This window comes from Actinomadura sp. NPDC047616 (assembly GCF_040642915.1).
In the GTDB taxonomy this organism is placed as follows: domain Bacteria; phylum Actinomycetota; class Actinomycetes; order Streptosporangiales; family Streptosporangiaceae; genus Spirillospora; species Spirillospora miaoliensis.
In genome coordinates this window covers 453,200-466,435 of record NZ_JBEYTB010000006.1, presented here as the reverse complement: position 1 = coordinate 466,435, position 13,236 = coordinate 453,200, and the positions used below count along the sequence as shown (strand labels likewise).

Annotated in this window: 11 protein-coding genes; 9 read left to right on the top strand and 2 right to left on the bottom strand. The window is 72.5% G+C overall.

Annotated elements, in window-relative coordinates:
- The 5 genes from ABZ801_RS17940 to efeU all read left to right on the top strand — a co-directional run.
- Positions 1-2,170: ATP-dependent Clp protease ATP-binding subunit (locus ABZ801_RS17940; RefSeq protein ID WP_360698884.1), on the top strand; the 2,170-nt coding region annotated here is incomplete at its 5' end.
- Positions 2,171-2,494: 324 nt separating this feature from the next.
- The gene (locus tag ABZ801_RS17935; protein ID WP_360698882.1) at positions 2,495-3,397 is read left to right on the top strand and encodes a helix-turn-helix transcriptional regulator; all 903 of its coding nucleotides are present in this window, start codon (positions 2,495-2,497) and stop codon (positions 3,395-3,397) included.
- A gap of 191 nt (positions 3,398-3,588) precedes the next feature.
- Entirely contained in the window at positions 3,589-4,737 is a 1,149-nt protein-coding gene (gene efeO / locus ABZ801_RS17930; RefSeq protein ID WP_360698880.1) for an iron uptake system protein EfeO, read from the top strand.
- Positions 4,738-4,750: 13 nt separating this feature from the next.
- On the top strand, positions 4,751-6,007 hold the full coding sequence (gene efeB / locus ABZ801_RS17925; protein ID WP_344953097.1) for an iron uptake transporter deferrochelatase/peroxidase subunit: 1,257 nt from the start codon (positions 4,751-4,753) through the stop codon (positions 6,005-6,007).
- Positions 6,007-6,861: an iron uptake transporter permease EfeU gene (gene efeU / locus ABZ801_RS17920; protein ID WP_360698878.1), complete on the top strand. Its 855-nt coding sequence runs from the start codon at positions 6,007-6,009 to the stop codon at positions 6,859-6,861. Before efeB ends, efeU begins: the two co-directional genes overlap by 1 nt.
- A 15-nt stretch (positions 6,862-6,876) precedes the next feature.
- Here the strand turns inward: efeU and tkt are convergent, their stop codons facing one another.
- Entirely contained in the window at positions 6,877-8,898 is a 2,022-nt protein-coding gene (tkt, locus tag ABZ801_RS17915) for a transketolase (protein ID WP_360698876.1), read from the bottom strand.
- Between the two features lie 72 nt (positions 8,899-8,970).
- On the opposite strand from tkt, the gene ABZ801_RS17910 reads away from it, so the two are divergent.
- The 4 genes from ABZ801_RS17910 to ABZ801_RS17895 all read left to right on the top strand — a co-directional run bounded on the left by ABZ801_RS17910 (position 8,971) and on the right by ABZ801_RS17895 (position 12,721).
- The gene (locus ABZ801_RS17910) at positions 8,971-10,161 is read left to right on the top strand and encodes an ROK family protein (RefSeq protein WP_360698874.1); all 1,191 of its coding nucleotides are present in this window, start codon (positions 8,971-8,973) and stop codon (positions 10,159-10,161) included.
- Between the two features lie 253 nt (positions 10,162-10,414).
- On the top strand, positions 10,415-10,897 hold the full coding sequence (locus ABZ801_RS17905; protein WP_344953090.1) for a PTS sugar transporter subunit IIA: 483 nt from the start codon (positions 10,415-10,417) through the stop codon (positions 10,895-10,897).
- Complete coding sequence (locus ABZ801_RS17900) at positions 10,894-11,175, top strand: PTS sugar transporter subunit IIB (protein ID WP_344953088.1); 282 nt, start codon at positions 10,894-10,896, stop codon at positions 11,173-11,175. The genes ABZ801_RS17905 and ABZ801_RS17900 overlap by 4 nt, the downstream gene beginning before the upstream one ends.
- Before the next feature lie 16 nt (positions 11,176-11,191).
- Positions 11,192-12,721: a PTS ascorbate transporter subunit IIC gene (locus ABZ801_RS17895; RefSeq protein WP_360698871.1), complete on the top strand. Its 1,530-nt coding sequence runs from the start codon at positions 11,192-11,194 to the stop codon at positions 12,719-12,721.
- A 55-nt stretch (positions 12,722-12,776) separates the two neighbouring features.
- On the opposite strand, the gene ABZ801_RS17890 is transcribed toward ABZ801_RS17895, so the two are convergent.
- On the bottom strand, positions 12,777-13,100 hold the full coding sequence (locus tag ABZ801_RS17890; protein WP_360698869.1) for a hypothetical protein: 324 nt from the start codon (positions 13,098-13,100) through the stop codon (positions 12,777-12,779).
- Between the last annotated feature and the right edge of the window lie 136 nt (positions 13,101-13,236).

Sequence of the window (13,236 nt, the reverse complement as noted above, 5' to 3'; positions counted from 1 at the left end):
GGGTGAGGGTGTCGCGGCGCAGGTGCTGGTGAAGCTGGGCGCGGACCTGAACCGGGTGCGCCAGCAGGTGATCCAGCTGCTGCACGGCTACCAGGACAAGGGCCCGTCGGGGTCGAGCGGCGCCAGCGAGCCCGCCCCCGCGACGTCGGCGGTGCTGGACCAGTTCGGCCGCAACCTCACGCAGGCCGCCCGCGAGGGCAAGCTGGACCCGGTGATCGGCCGTGACACCGAGATCGAGCGGGTCATGCAGGTGCTGAGCCGCCGCACCAAGAACAACCCGGTGCTGGTCGGCGAGCCCGGTGTGGGCAAGACCGCCGTGGTGGAGGGCCTGGCGCAGAAGATCGTCAAGGGCGAGGTGCCCGAGACCCTCAAGGACAAGCAGCTCTACACGCTGGACCTGGGCGCCCTGGTGGCCGGTTCCCGCTACCGCGGTGACTTCGAGGAGCGCCTGAAGAAGGTGCTCAAGGAGATCCGCACCCGCGGCGACATCATCCTGTTCATCGACGAGCTGCACACGCTCGTGGGCGCGGGCGCCGCCGAGGGCGCGATCGACGCCGCGTCCATCCTCAAGCCGATGCTGGCGCGGGGCGAGCTGCAGACCATCGGCGCCACCACGCTGGACGAGTACCGCAAGTACCTGGAGAAGGACGCCGCGCTGGAGCGCCGGTTCCAGCCGATCCAGGTCGCCGAGCCCTCCCTCAGCCACACCATCGAGATCCTCAAGGGCCTGCGGGACCGCTACGAGGCCCACCACCGCGTCTCCATCACCGACGGCGCGCTGGAGGCGGCGGCCCGCCTCGCCGACCGCTACATCTCCGACCGGTTCCTGCCGGACAAGGCGATCGACCTGATCGACGAGGCCGGGTCGCGGATGCGGATCCGCCGCATGACCGCACCGCCGGACCTGCGCGAGTACGACGAGAAGATCGCCGACGTCCGCCGCGAGAAGGAATCGGCGATCGACGCCCAGGACTTCGAGAAGGCCGCCGCCCTCCGCGACCGCGAGAAGCGCCTGCTCGCCCAGAAGGCGCAGCGGGAGAAGGAGTGGAAGGCCGGCGACATGGACGTCGTCGCCGAAGTCACCGAGGAGCTGATCGCCGAGGTCCTGGCCACGGCCACGGGCATCCCGGTGTTCAAGCTGACCGAGGAGGAGTCCTCGCGGCTGCTGCGCATGGAGGACGAGCTGCACAAGCGCGTCATCGGCCAGCACGACGCGATCAAGGCCCTGTCGCAGTCGATCCGCCGTACCCGCGCCGGGCTGAAGGACCCCAAGCGTCCCGGCGGCTCGTTCATCTTCGCCGGCCCGTCGGGTGTCGGTAAGACCGAGCTGTCCAAGACGCTGGCGGAGTTCCTGTTCGGGGACGAGGACGCGCTCATCCAGCTGGACATGAGCGAGTTCATGGAGAAGCACACCGTCTCGCGGCTGTTCGGTTCCCCGCCCGGCTACGTCGGGTACGAGGAGGGCGGCCAGCTCACCGAGAAGGTGCGGCGCAAGCCGTTCTCGGTCGTGCTGTTCGACGAAATCGAAAAGGCCCACGGCGACATCTTCAACAGCCTGCTGCAGATCCTGGAAGAAGGACGTCTCACCGACGCCCAGGGCCGGGTGGTCGACTTCAAGAACACCGTCATCATCATGACCACCAACCTGGGCACCCGGGACATCTCCAAGGGCGTCTCGGTCGGTTTCGCCCGCCAGGGCGATGACCAGGGGTCGTACAACCGGATGAAGGCGAAGGTGCAGGAGGAGCTCAAGCAGCACTTCCGGCCCGAGTTCCTCAACCGTGTCGACGACACCGTGGTGTTCCACCAGCTGACCCCGAAGGAGATCATCCAGATCGTGGATCTGATGATCGCCAAGGTGGACGAGCGGCTGCGCGACCGGGACATGGGCATCGAGCTGCGGCCCGAGGCCAAGCAGCTGCTCGCCGACCGCGGCTACGACCCCGTGCTGGGCGCGCGTCCGCTGCGCCGCACGATCCAGCGCGAGATCGAGGACACCCTGTCGGAGAAGATCCTCTACCACGAGCTCAAGGCCGGGCAGATCGTGATCGTGGGCGTGGAAGGTGAGGGCGAGGACGCCAAGTTCACCTTCCGGGGTGTGCCGAAGCCGTCCGGCGTGCCCGACAGCCCGCCGCCGATCGAGGGCGCGGTCAACTTCAACAAGGACTGACGTCCGAGGGCGTCGTTCCCGGGCCACGTGAAAAGGGCCCGCATCGTGCCGGCCGGCACGATGCGGGCCCTTTTCGTGTCATCACCCCCGTGGCGAGGTCGCCGATCGAGACGTTTAGCTAATGCGTTCACATGCGAGGATCACCGTCCGGAGCGGAGCCGTGACGATCTTTGGCCGCACCGTTCCGGAACGCTCCAGGAAAACCGTTCGCATTCACCGGATGATCTCGGCGTGGCCGCGGACTAGGATTGGCCGGCGCACGAGAATCTCAGATTTGGCGATTCCGGCCGGGTGCGCGCGGGTGGCCGGGGGTCGAGGAGCGCGATGACCATGGCCCAGTCGGCGGCCGGCCGGCCGGTGAGTCCCCTGTTCGCGTCCTCCCGCGGCGGCCCCACGGTGCTGCGCGTGCTGCTCGGCGCGCAGCTGCGCCGCCTCCGCGAGACCGCGGGGATCAGCCGTGACGACGCGGCGTACGCGATCCGCGCGTCGGTGTCGAAGATGTGCCGCCTGGAACTCGGCCGGGTCGGCTTCAAGGAGCGCGACGTGGCCGATCTGCTGACCATGTACGGGGTGGTCGACGACGCCGAGCGGGCCGGGCTGCTGTCGCTGGTGCGGCGCGCCAACGAGCCGCAGTGGTGGCAGCCGTACGGCGACATCATGCCGAGCTGGTTCGAGCAGTACGTGGGGCTGGAGGAGGCCGCGGTGCGGCTGCGCACGTACGCGACGCAGTTCGTGCCCGGCCTGCTGCAGACCGAGGACTACGCCCGCGCCGTGGCGCGGCTGCGCCATCCCCACGCCCCCAAGGAGGAGCTGGAGCGCCGCGTCTGCCTGGAGACGGCGCGGCAACGGCTGCTGACCCGGCCGGACGCGCCCAAGCTGTGGACGGTGATCGACGAGGCGGCGCTGCGGCGGCGGCTGGGCGGCGTCGCGGTGCTGCGCGGCCAGCTCGAACACCTGCTGGAGGTCAGCGCCCTGCCGAGCGTCACCGTGCAGATCCTGCCGTTCGACCGGGGGGTGAGCGCGCCGGGCGGCCCGTTCACCATCCTGCGCTTCCAGGAGCCCGACCTGCCCGACGTGGTGTACCTGGAGCAGCTCGACAACGCCGCGTACCTGGAGCGGCGCGTCGACCTGGACCTGTACGGCCGCACCATGGACGCGCTGTGCGCGCAGGCGTGCGTGCCGGGCGACACCGCGGCGCTGATCGAGGGCGTCCTCGCCGACCTGTGACCGCGCACGGCCGCTGACGGCCCGCGACGGCCACTGACGGCGGGTGACGAAGTTGATCATCTTGGCTGGTCAGCGGTGAGAGCGGAATCACGGAGGGCCCCATGGCGGGTTAGGGGAGGCTAAGTTAAATTAGGTCGGCCTTGGTCCCAGCGACGAGGCTCAGTGAGGACTCGACTTCCCTGGAGCCGACCATGAAAGCCGTCCGTCTGCCCCGTGGCGCCGCGGTGGCCGTCACCGCGGCCGTGGCCCTCGCCACCGTCCCCGGCTGTACCGAGAAACACGGCGAAGGCGGCGGATCGGAGGCGATCCAGGTGACCGCGAGCGACACCGAGTGCAAGGTGTCGCGCACAACGTTCCCGGCGGGCCACGTGAAGCTGGCGGTGCGCAACACCGGGGCCAAGGTCACCGAGGTCTACGTCTACGCTCCCGGCGACCGGATCGTCACCGAGCGCGAGAACATCGGCCCCGGCACCCGGGCCGACATCACCGCCGAGGTGAAGGCCGGGTCGTACGAGATCGCGTGCAAGCCCGGCATGCAGGGCGACGGCATCCGCCAGAAGGTGACCGCCACCGGCCAGGGCGCGGCGCGGGCGGGTGATCCGCGTTTGGATCGTGCCATCGCCGAGTACCGCCGGTACGTCCAGGCGCAGGCCGACGAGACGCTGCCCAAGGCCGAGAAGTTCGCCGCCGCCGTCAAGGCCGGCGACGTGGCGCGGGCCAAGAGGACCTACGCCGTCTCCCGCGTCGGCTGGGAGCGCACCGAGCCGGTCGCCGAGTCGTTCGGCGACATCGACCCCAAGGTCGACGTGCGCGAGGACGGCCTCGAACAGGGCCAGGCATGGACCGGCTGGCACCGCCTGGAGAAGGCGCTGTGGCAGGACGGCAGGATCGGCGACGAGGAGAAGAAGCTCGCCGACCGGCTGGTCGCCGACCTGAAGGACTGGCAGCGGCGCGTCGGCACCGCCGACATCACCGCGACCGGCATGGCCAACGGCGCCAAGGAACTGCTCGACGAGGTCGCCACCGGCAAGGTCACCGGCGAGGAGGAGCGCTACAGCCACACCGACCTGGCCGACTTCCACGCCAACGTGGAGGGCGCGCAGAAGTCCTACGAGCTGCTCAAGCCGGTGGCCGCCGAGAAGGACCCGGCGCTGGCCAAGGAGCTGGACGAGCGGTTCGCCGCCCTGTTCCGGCTGCTGGACGACCACCGCGACAAGGGGTCGCCCGACGGCTTCGTCCCCTACGACACCGTCGGCAAGGACGACCGCAAGAAGCTGTCGGACGGTGTCAACGCGCTGGCCGAACCGCTGTCCAAGCTCGCCGCCGCCGTCGCCGGGTGAGGGGGCCGGTCCGATGAGCGCTGACACCGCACCGCCTTCGGCGAGGGTCTCCCGGCGCGCGCTGCTCGGCTGGGGCGGCGCCGGCCTGGCCCTCGGCGTGACCGCGTCCGGCGGCGCCGCGGCGGCCGCGATCGGCCTCGGCGGCGACGAGCCGGACTCCGGCGACGCCGTGCCGTTCTACGGGACGCACCAGGCCGGGATCGCCACGCCCGTCCAGGACCGGCTGCACTTCGCCGCGTTCGACGTCACCACCGACGACCGGCAGGCGCTGATCTCCCTGCTGCGGGAGTGGACGCGGGCGGCGGCGAGGATGACCGCCGGGGAGCCGGTCGGCGAGGGCGCGGTCGGGGGCCTGCCCGAGGCGCCGCCGGACGACACCGGCGAGGCGCTCGGCCTCAGGCCGTCCCGGCTGACGCTGACCGTCGGGTTCGGCCCGACCCTGTTCACCAAGGACGGCAAGGACCGGTTCGGCCTGGCCGCCCGCCGCCCGGCCGCGCTGATCGACCTGCCCCCCTTCCCGGGCGACGCGCTGGACCCGGCGCGCGGCGGCGGCGACCTGTGCGTGCAGGCGTGCGCCGACGATCCGCAGGTGGCCGTGCACGCGATCCGCAACCTGGCGCGCATCGGCTTCGGCAAGGTGTCGGTGCGCTGGTCGCAGCTGGGGTTCGGCAAGACGTCGTCCACCACCCCGGACGCGCACACCCCCCGCAACCTGATGGGGTTCAAGGACGGCACCCGCAACATCTCCGGCACCGACACCGCCGCGCTCGACGAGCACGTGTGGGTGCGGCCGCAGGACGGCCCGGCGTGGATGGTCGGCGGCTCGTACCTGGTCGCGCGCAGGATCGCGATGAACATCGAGACGTGGGACCGCGCCCCGCTCAAGGAGCAGGAGGACATCTTCGGCCGCACCAAGGGCGAGGGCGCCCCGTACGGCGCGCGGCGCGAGCACGACGAGCCGGACCTGAACGCGATGCCCGCCGACGCGCACGTGCGGCTGGCGCATCCCGACAGCAACGGCGGCGCGCGGATGCTGCGCCGCGGCTATTCGTACACCGACGGCACCGACGGGCTGGGACGGCTGGACGCCGGGCTGTTCTTCCTGGCCTACCAGCGCGACATACGCCGCGGCTTCCTGCCGGTGCAGACGCGCCTGGCGCGAAGTGACGCCCTGAACGAGTACATCCGCCATGTCGGCTCGGCGGTCTTCGCGATCCCGCCCGGGGTCCGGGACGCGGCCGGCTGGTGGGGCAAGGAGCTGTTCTCCTGATGTTCGCCAACTACCTGATCGGGCTGCGCGAGGGCCTGGAGGCCAGCCTGATCGTGTGCATCCTGGTCGCCTACCTGGTCAAGACCGGCCGCCGGGACGCGCTGCGTCCCATCTGGACGGGCGTGGCGATCGCGGTGGCCGTGGCCCTGGCGTTCGGCGCGGTCCTGCAGTACGGGTCGACCACGCTGACGTTCGAGGCGCAGGAGTTCCTCGGCGGCACCCTGTCGATCATCGCGGTGGGCCTGGTCACCTGGATGGTGTTCTGGATGCGCCGCACCGCCCGGCACCTGAAGTCCGAGCTGCACGGCAAGCTGGACCAGGCGCTGGTCATGGGCACCGGCGCGCTGGTGGTGACGGCGTTCCTGGCGGTGGGCCGGGAGGGCCTGGAGACCGCGCTGTTCATCTGGTCGGCGGTGCAGGCGACCGGTGACGGCGTGCGCCCGCTGGTCGGCGCGCTGCTCGGGCTGGCCACGGCCGTGGTGCTGGGCTGGCTGTTCTACCGCGGCGCCGTACGGATCAACCTGGGCCGGTTCTTCACCTGGACGGGCGCGATGCTGGTCGTCGTGGCGGCGGGGGTGCTGGCCTACGGGTTCCACGACCTGCAGGAGGCCAGGTTCCTGCCCGGCCTCGGCACCAAGGCGTTCGACGTCAGCGACGCGATCCCGCCGGGCAGCTGGTACGGCACGCTGCTCAAGGGCACCGTCAACTTCCAGCCGGACCCGACCGTGCTGCAGGTGGTCGTGTGGTCGCTGTACCTGGTGCCGGTGCTGGCGCTGTTCCTGCTGCCGGGCAGGACCCGGCGGCCTGCCGAGCCGCAGGCCCGTCCGGCCGAGCCGGCCAAGCCGCCGGCGTGATCAGCGTCCCCGAGATCAGCGTCCGCGCCGGGCGCGGGCGATCGAGCGGCGGGCGGCGTCGACCACGGCGTCGACCGTGACGCCGAGCTCGGCGAGCACCCGGTCGCCCGGCCCGGACAGCCCGAACCGCTCGACCGACACGGCCTCGCCGTGGGTGCCGAGGTAGCGCCACCAGCCCTGGGCGACGCCCGCCTCCACGCTGACCCGGGCGGGCACGTCGGGCGGCAGGACGGCGTCGCGGTACGCCTCGTCCTGTTCGGCGAACCACTCCAGGCACGGCATCGACACCACGCGGGCGCCGATCCCGTCGGCGGCCAGCCGGTCGCGGGCCTCGACGGCGAGCGCCACCTCCGACCCCGTCGCGATGATCAGCACGTCGGGGGACGGGGCGTCGGCCAGCACGTAGCCGCCGCGCGCCACGTCGGCCGCCAGGTCCCCGGCCGCGTCCTGTCCGCCGTGGTCGAGGGCGGGCGCGGGGTGACGGCCGAGCGCGAACGCCACCGGCCGGTCGGCCCGCTCCAGCACGCGCCGCCAGGCGGCGACCGTCTCCGCCGCGTCCGCCGGGCGCACCACGTCCAGCCCCGGAACCCCGCGCAGCCCCCACAGCTGCTCGACGGGCTGGTGGGTCGGTCCGTCCTCGCCGACCGTGACCGAGTCGTGGGTGAACGCCAGCGTGACCGGCAGCCGCATCATCGCCGCAAGCCGCAGCGCGGGCCGCAGGTAGTCGGAGAACGCCAGGTAGGTGGTGCCGAACGGGCGGAACCCGCCGTGCAGGGCGATGCCGTTGAGGATCGCGGCCATGGCGTGCTCGCGGATGCCGAAGTGCAGCGTCGTCCCCGCCGGGTCGGCGGCGGAGAACGGGCGGCGGCCGGGGAAGGCGACGTTCGTCGACTCCGACAGGTCGGCCGAGCCGCCCCAGATCTCGGGCAGGTGCTCGGTGAGCGCGGCGAGCACGGCCCCGCCGGCCTTGCGCGTCGGCTGGGGGCCGTCGCCCGGCGCGGGCAGCAGATCCGCCCAGCCGGACGGGAGCGTGCCGGTGGCCAGCCGTTCGTCCAGGTCGACCAGGTCGAGGGGCGCGGCGGCGCGCCAGGCGGCGTGGGCCTTGTCCCAGTCGGCGCGCAGGCGGGCGCCGCGTTCCAGCGCCGCCCGCGTGTGGTCGAGGACGTGCTCGGGGACGGCGAAGGAGGCCTGCGGGTCCATGCCGAGCAGCCGCTTGACCTCGGCGGTCTCGTCGGCGCCGAACGGACCGGCGTGCGCGGCGGCCGTCCCGCCGCGGGTGGGGGCCGGGCCGCCGATCACCGTGCGGACGGCGACCAGGGACGGGCGGTCGCGTTCGTCCCGGGCCGCCGCCAGCGCGGCCCGCAGGGCGTCGAGGTCGTCGCCGTCGTCCACGACCTGGACGTGCCAGCCGTACGCGCGGTAGCGGGCCGGGACGTCCTCGGTGAACGACAGCGACGTGGGGCCGTCGATGCTGATGCCGTTGTCGTCGTACACCACGACCAGCTCGCCGAGGCCGAGCGTGCCCGCCAGCGAGGACGCCTCGGCGCTGACGCCCTCCTGCAGGTCGCCGTCGCCGGCCACGCACCACACCGTCCGGTCGGCGAACGGGGCGCCGGCCTGGAGCAGGGCGCGTTCGTGCCGCAGCGCCATCGCCATGCCGACCGCCGTGGCCACGCCCTGGCCGAGCGGGCCGGTGGTCATCTCCACGCCCGCCGTGTGGCCGTACTCGGGGTGGCCGGGGGTGCGGGACCCGAACGCGCGGGTCCGGCGCAGGTCGTCGAGGGTGAGGCCGTAGCCGGTCAGGAAGAGCTGGATGTACAGCAGCAGGCTCGCGTGACCGGCCGACAGCACGAACCTGTCGCGGCCCCGCCAGCCGGGGTCGGCGGGGTCGTGCCGCACCATCTCCTGGAACAGCACGTGCGCCACCGGCGCCAGCGCCATCGCGGTGCCCGCGTGGCCGTTGCCCTTGGCCTCCACGACGTCCAGCGCCAGCACCCGCGCCACGTCGACCGCCGCCCGATCCAGGTCCTGCGTCATCTGCCCTCCCCGCGCTTCTGTACGACGCTAGACAAACTTATGGTGATTGACAAACAAAAGTAACCTGGACGGGTGGTCAAGAACCGAGCGGCGGTGCCGCGCGCCGGTGCCGGGACGTTGCTGACCCTCATCCGCACCGGCCGGGCGAGCACCCGGGCCGACCTCGTCCGGCTGTCCGGATTCGCCCGGTCCACCGTGGCGCAGCGGCTGGACGCCCTGCTGGAGGCCGGGCTGATCGTCCCGGCCGGGGACGCGGGCTCCACCGGCGGGCGCCCGCCGGAGACGTTCGCCTTCAACCGGCACGCCGGGGTGCTGCTGGGCGCCGACATCGGCGGCAGCCACACCCGCGTCGCCGTCACCGACCTCGGCGGGCACGTGCTCGCCGAGACCGAGGCCGACCTGGACGTGGCCGACGGCCCCGACGCGGTGCTGGCCTGGGTGACCGAGGCGTTCGCGCGGCTGCTGGCGCGCGTCGGGCGCGAAGCCGCCGACGTGCGCGGCGTCGGCGTCGGCGTGCCCGGTCCGGTGGACACCGCCACCGGACGGCTGGTCAGCCCGCCGATCATGCCCGACTGGGACGGGGTGTCGGTGCCCGAGCGGCTGTCCCGCGCGCTGCCGCCGGGGGCCGCCGACCCGGTCCCGGTGGTCGTCGACCGCGACGTCAACATCATGGCGCTCGGCGAGCAGAAGGCGGGCGGGCACGACCATCCCGACATGGTCGTCGTCAAGATCGGCATCGGGATCGGCGCCGGGCTGATCGTGGGCGGGGAGATCTACCGGGGCGCGCAGGGCGCCGCCGGCGACCTGGGCCACCTGCGCCGCGGCACCGACGAGCCGTGCCGCTGCGGCAACCGCGGCTGCCTGGAGGCGACCGCGGGCGGCTGGGCGATTCGCCGCCGCCTGGTGGAGCGCGGGTACGACGTGCGCACCAGCCAGGACATCGCCCGGCTGGCCCGGCGCGGCGACCACGAGACCGTCCGGCTGGTCCGCCAGGCGGGACGGCTGATCGGCGAGGCGCTCGCCGACGTGGTGGGGCTGTTCAACCCGTCCCACATCGTCGTCGGCGGCAACCTCGCCGAGGCCCGCGAGCCGCTGCTGGCCGGGATCCGCGAGGTGGTGTACGAGCGGGCGCAGGTGCTCGCCTCGCGCGACCTGCAGATCGTCCCCACCACGCTCGGCCACCGGGCGGGCACCATCGGCGCCGCCCTGCTGGTGCACGAGCGCCTCTACGACGCCGACCGCATCAGCGCCGCCCTCGGCTGACCGAAACCCCCCTCCCGCGTCCGCGCCGCCGCGCCCGCCCGCGCCCGGACCACCGGTCACCAGCGCATAATCTGACGGCCACGTTCGCCATCTGACGTGGGGCGTTCACGGACGGCCGCGCCGAGCGCGCCGCGGCCCCGGACCGCACCGGCCGGGAGGCGCCGCTTTTGACCGCGTACGCTCCGCCTTAGGAATAGTGCTGGACATAAGTGGATTTTGACCTGTTGAATGCCGCCGAAGGAGGACACCGCGAATGACCGCGAACTCGCAACAGATCGCGCTGCTGGACGCGCTGCCCGAGACGGCCGTCGCCGTGGGGGTACGGGCCGCGGACTGGCGGGAGGCGATCACCGCGTCCGGCGATCTCCTCGTGGCCTCCGGCGCGACCACCGACGCCTACACCGCCGAGATGATCGAGACCGTCGAACGCCTCGGCCCCTACATCGTGCTGGCCCCGGGGCTGGCGCTGGCGCACTCGCGCCCCTCGCCGTCGGTGCTGCGCACGGGCCTGTCCTGGGCGGCGCTGGCCACGCCCGTGCCGTTCGGCCATGAGGCCAACGACCCGGTCCGGCTGGTCATCGGCCTGGCCGCGGTCGACCACGACGCGCACTCGGGCGCCCTGGCCAAGCTCGCCCGCATGCTCGCCGACACCGGCCGCATGCGGGCCCTGCAGGACGCCACCTCCGCCGCCGAGGTCCGGCGGCTCATCTCCGAGTACGAAGGAGGCCAGGAGTGAAGCTGCTCGCGGTCTGCGGCATGGGCATCGGAACGAGCATCATCCTCAAGACCAACGCCGAGAAGGCGTTGCGGAACCTCGGCGTGGACGGCGACGTGGAGGTGGCCGACATCGGCACCGCGCGCGGCGCCGCGGTCACCGCCGACGTGGTGCTGACCTCCGGTGAGCTGGCCGCCGAACTCGGCGAGGTCTCCGCCGAGGTCGTCGTGGTCGACAACTTCGTGGACGTGGACGAGATCACCAGCAAGCTGTCGGCCGCCATCGAGGCGCGCGGCTGACCGGCGGGAGGTCTCCATGGACTGGGTCGTCGATGTCGCGCAGTTCATCGTCAACGAGATTCTCGCCGTTCCCGCCTACCTGGTCGGGATCATCACCGCGGTCGGGCTGCTGGCGCTGCGCCGCTCGGCCGGGCAGGTGGTCGGCGGCGGCCTGAAGGCCGCGCTCGGCTTCCTGCTGATCGGCGCGGGCGCCACGCTGGTCACCAACGCGCTGGAGCCGCTCGGCAAGATGATCGAGGGCACCACCGGCGCGCACGGCGTGGTGCCGACCAACGAGGCGATCGTGGGCATCGCCCAGGACCGGTTCGGCGCCCAGGTGGCGTGGATCATGATCCTGGGCTTCGTGCTGGCGCTGGTGCTGGCCCGGATCACCCCGCTGCGGTACGTGTTCCTGACCGGCCACCACATGCTGTTCATGGCCACGCTGCTGACCATGGTGCTGGCCACGACCGACATGCCGACCCTTGAGGTGGTCGCTGTTGGAACGGTCCTGATGGGCGTCATGCTGGTGGCCATGCCCGCGCTGGCCCAGCCGTGGACCCGCCGGGTGGGCGGCGACGGCAAGATCGCCATCGGTCACTTCGGCACCCTCGGCTACATCGCCGCGGGCGCCACCGGGCAGCTGGTCGGCCGGCGCAGCCGCAGCACCGAGGAGATGAAGATCCCCGAGGGGCTGCGGTTCCTGCGCGACTCCATGGTCGCCACCGCGCTGTCCATGGTGCTGATCTACGTGGTGGTGGCGCTGCTATTCCTGGGCCGCGCCGGTCAGGACGAGGCGTTCGCCGCGTTCGGCGACCGCTCCACCGGCGTCGGCGACTACCTCATGCAGGCGGTCATGCAGGGCCTGCAGTTCGGCATCGCCGTCGCGGTCATCCTGTTCGGCGTGCGGACCATCCTGGGCGAGCTGGTGCCCGCCTTCCAGGGCATCGCCGAGCGGGTCGTGCCGGGCGCGGTGCCCGCGCTGGACGCGCCGATCGTGTTCCCGTTCGCGCAGAACGCGGTGCTGATCGGTTTCATCTCCAGCTTCGTGGGCGGCCTGGTCAGCCTGGGCCTGCTGGCCTGGATCTTCGACCCGGCGTTCGGGATGGCGCTGATCCTGCCCGGCCTGGTGCCGCACTTCTTCACCGGCGGCGCGGCCGGGGTGTTCGGCAACGCCACCGGCGGACGGCGCGGCGCGATCGCGGGTGCGTTCGTCAACGGCGTGATCATCACGTTCCTGCCCGCGCTGCTGCTGGACGTGCTGGGCTCGTTCGGCAAGGCCAACACCACGTTCGGCGACGCGGACTTCGGCTGGTTCGGGATCGTCACCGGGTACGCGGTCAAGGCCGGGCCGGTCGGCGGCCTGCTGGTGCTGCTGGTCGTCGTGGCCGCGCTGCTGGCGCTGGCGATCTGGGTGCAGAAGCGGGTCGTGCTGACCGGCTGGGACCCCGGCGCCCGCCGCGACGCCGCCCTGGCCGCCGCCAAGGAGAAGGCCGACACCGCGGGCGAGGCCCCCGGCAAGCCCTCCGGCAGGACCAAGCCCACGCAGAAGTCCACGGACAAGTGACCGTGCGCCGCGCCGCCCCTGGTGGGCGGCGCGGCGGCCCGGTTCGGCGGACGGCTCAGGCCCCGTAGCCCTTGCCCTTGCCGTTCCCCTTGCCCTTGCCGTTCCCTTTCCCCTTCCCCTTGCCGCCCTTCTGGCCCTTGCCCTTGCCTTGGCCCTCGCCGTCGCCGATCTCGTTCTCGTCGGCCTCCTCCTCGTCACCGGGCACGCAGTGGTGGTCCGAGGACGCGGCGATCCTGGCGCCCGGGCAGTCACCGCCCACGGCGGCGAGGGCGACGACCGGCCCGGGGGCCATCGGCGCCAGCACGACGAGCACGGCGGCCAGCGCCACGACGCCCTGGACGAGGCGTCGGCCGACTCTGGGGGTCACGCGTACGGACATGGCTCTCCTCGACGATCGCTTCGTGTGCACACAGCCTGACCTGCACAGATGACCACTCTACGGATCCAGTGCGTCACGCAGAGTCGTTTTCGCGTTGATCGCTTAGCAGCTCATGGCCCGACGATCAAGGATTGAC

Excerpts from the sequence above, each read along its gene's own strand:
- ABZ801_RS17935 (WP_360698882.1), top strand. The coding sequence starts at position 2,495 with ATGACCATGGCCCAGTCGGCGGCCGGCCGGCCGGTGAGTCCCCTGTTC.
- efeO (WP_360698880.1), top strand. The coding sequence starts at position 3,589 with ATGAAAGCCGTCCGTCTGCCCCGTGGCGCCGCGGTGGCCGTCACCGCG.
- efeB (WP_344953097.1), top strand. The coding sequence starts at position 4,751 with ATGAGCGCTGACACCGCACCGCCTTCGGCGAGGGTCTCCCGGCGCGCG.
- efeU (WP_360698878.1), top strand. The coding sequence starts at position 6,007 with ATGTTCGCCAACTACCTGATCGGGCTGCGCGAGGGCCTGGAGGCCAGC.
- tkt (WP_360698876.1), bottom strand. The coding sequence starts at position 8,898 with ATGACGCAGGACCTGGATCGGGCGGCGGTCGACGTGGCGCGGGTGCTG.
- ABZ801_RS17905 (WP_344953090.1), top strand. The coding sequence starts at position 10,415 with ATGACCGCGAACTCGCAACAGATCGCGCTGCTGGACGCGCTGCCCGAG.
- ABZ801_RS17895 (WP_360698871.1), top strand. The coding sequence starts at position 11,192 with ATGGACTGGGTCGTCGATGTCGCGCAGTTCATCGTCAACGAGATTCTC.
- ABZ801_RS17890 (WP_360698869.1), bottom strand. The coding sequence starts at position 13,100 with ATGTCCGTACGCGTGACCCCCAGAGTCGGCCGACGCCTCGTCCAGGGC.